This is a genomic window from uncultured Blautia sp., from assembly GCF_902497045.1.
Taxonomy (GTDB): Bacteria; Bacillota; Clostridia; order Lachnospirales; family Lachnospiraceae; genus Blautia_A.
In genome coordinates, this window is sequence record NZ_CABVDF010000327.1 from 1 (window position 1) to 2,268 (window position 2,268).

4 protein-coding genes are annotated in these 2,268 nt (G+C 39.8%); 2 read left to right on the forward strand and 2 right to left on the reverse strand.

The window, feature by feature from the left end:
* Positions 1-199: flavodoxin domain-containing protein (locus RDS42_RS14300; RefSeq protein WP_308784248.1), on the reverse strand; the 199-nt coding region annotated here is incomplete at its 3' end.
* Positions 196-570: an MmcQ/YjbR family DNA-binding protein gene (locus tag RDS42_RS14305; protein WP_173724968.1), complete on the reverse strand. Its 375-nt coding sequence runs from the start codon at positions 568-570 to the stop codon at positions 196-198. The genes RDS42_RS14300 and RDS42_RS14305, both read right to left, overlap by 4 nt.
* A 249-nt stretch (positions 571-819) precedes the next feature.
* Between RDS42_RS14305 and RDS42_RS14310 the strand changes: the two genes are divergently transcribed.
* Positions 820-1,143 carry a MobC family plasmid mobilization relaxosome protein gene (locus RDS42_RS14310; protein ID WP_257465348.1) on the forward strand — a complete coding sequence of 108 codons (324 nt, stop codon included), beginning with the start codon at positions 820-822 and terminating at the stop codon, positions 1,141-1,143.
* On the forward strand, positions 1,110-2,268 hold a 1,159-nt coding region (locus tag RDS42_RS14315), incomplete at its 3' end, for a relaxase/mobilization nuclease domain-containing protein (RefSeq protein ID WP_308784249.1). The genes RDS42_RS14310 and RDS42_RS14315, both read left to right, overlap by 34 nt.

Consider the following 2,268-nt stretch of genomic DNA (forward strand, 5'->3'; position numbering starts at 1 on the left):
CTGCAAATTCCAATATCGACTGATGAAACTTTGAAAAATAGATTCCTGATGCAAATCCAATCATATCATAACTGTTCAAATCTGCATCTGGCTGTTTTACAGCATCAATCAAATCGACCTGACACTCTTCTGCTATGCCCTTTACTAATTTTTCTGTATTTCCATGATGCACAGATGCATATACGATTGCTTTTCTCATTTGTTTTCCTTTCTGCCTGCTCCGTCAATCAGGTCATAACTCATATCTAAAAAGTCCAGTACCTTTGCTTCGCTGACCGAACCATCCAGTAAAATCGTGATCCAGTGCTGTTTATTCATATGATACCCAGGTAAAAATCCATAAGTCTGAATAATCATATTTGTCATGTCCGGATCACACTTTACGTCAATGATATCAACCAGCTCTCTTCCTTCTAATCCCAGTTTCGATTTTTCAACCGTCATGATCACTGCATACCATTTTCCATTTTTATGTCGGAGTACTGCACTGTCCGGTAGTTTACTCCATAAATATTCCGGCAGTGTGCCATACTGTTTCTGCACATATTCAAATATTTCTTCTTTCTTCACAATCCATTCAACTCCTGATTCTTCTGATATCCTGTCCATAATCTTACCACATTTTTGTTCCCTATACTACCTGTCAAATTCTTTTGCATTTTCCCGGTTCTCCTGACTTTAACTAATAGAGGGATAAAACAGCAAGGACAGGAAGTGAGGATACACTTCCGGAAAATCCCAATTTAGGGTACCCTGCCCTAAATTGAAAAATGCTGAAAGCAACGATACAACTGCCCTCTCAGAAAGGAGAACCCGCCAATGGCTGAAAGAAAGAGAAACAAAGAAATCCATTTCTATGTCACCGAAGAAGAACGTAAGCTTATCCGCAGAAAAATGATAGAATCAAAGACAAAAAACATGGGAGCTTATCTTCGTAAAATGGCAATCGACGGTTACATCGTCAACACCGATACCACTCCACTGAAGAAACAGTATGAGGAAATGCATAAGATTGGTGTGAATATTAATCAGATTGCAAAGAAAGTAAATACCACCGGAGATCTGTATCCGGAAGAAATGCAAGAATTGAAAGAGATGGTGAAAGAATTATGGCGTATCTTAAGATCTTCCCAATTAAAGTAACAGACAAGAAAGCTCTGGACTACATCACGAATCCAGATAAAACAGATGAAAAACTGTTAGTTTCCAGTTTTGGCTGTTCCCCGGAAACTGCAGATCTTGAATTTTCTATGACTAGAGAAATGGCAAAAAAGAATGGAATGGACAAAGGTGATAACCTGGCATTTCATCTGATCCAGTCCTTCAAGCCTGGAGAAGTTGATGCCGAAACCGCTCATCGCTTAGGACAGCAATTTGCAGACGAAGTCCTGAAAGGAAAATATGAATACGTGATCAGCACCCATGTTGATAAAAATCATATTCATAACCATATCATCTTCAACGCTGCAAGCTTTGTTGATCATCACAAGTATGTTTCTAATAAGCGGAGCTACCATAAACTCTGCAGAATCAGTAATCGTATCTGCCACGAAAATGGACTTGCCACCAGTATGCCAACCGGAGAAAAAGGCAAAAGTTATAAGGAGAACATGGAATATCATCGTGGCACCAGTTGGAAAGCCAAGCTACGTGTTGCAGTTGATAAGGCAATCTGGACTTCCATTAACTATGAAGAATTTCTACAAAAAATGCAGTTAGCCGGATATGAAGTCCGCCAAGGAAAACACCTGTCCTTCCGTGCACCGGAGCAGAAGAATTTCACTTATATGAAATCTCTCGGAAGCTATTATTCAGAAGAAAATGTCCGCATCCGCCTAGCTAAAAATCGTAACAAAGTGAAAACTCCGAAGCATCTGTCCAGAGAAGCTCGCCTGTATATCAATATTTCCACTTATGTTACGACCGGCAATCGAGAAGGATTTGAACGATGGGCAAAGCTCAATAATCTGAAAGAGGCAGCCCGCACCTTTAACTATCTTTCCGAAAATAACCTGTTGAATTATGAGGATTTCAAGCAGCATGTATCTGACATTGAAGTTTCTGTGAAAGTTACCGACCAAAAAATAGCACAAATTAACAGTGATCTGAACAAGCAGAAAGTCATTCAGAAACACTGCGATTCTTACCGGCTCTGCCGAAAAGTGATTGAGGATTGCAAATCTGCTAAAAATCCAAAAGATTACCGTACCAAGCATCAGGCAGAATACCAGCTCCACGATTCACTAAAAAAAGAGCTTCAGGATCTCG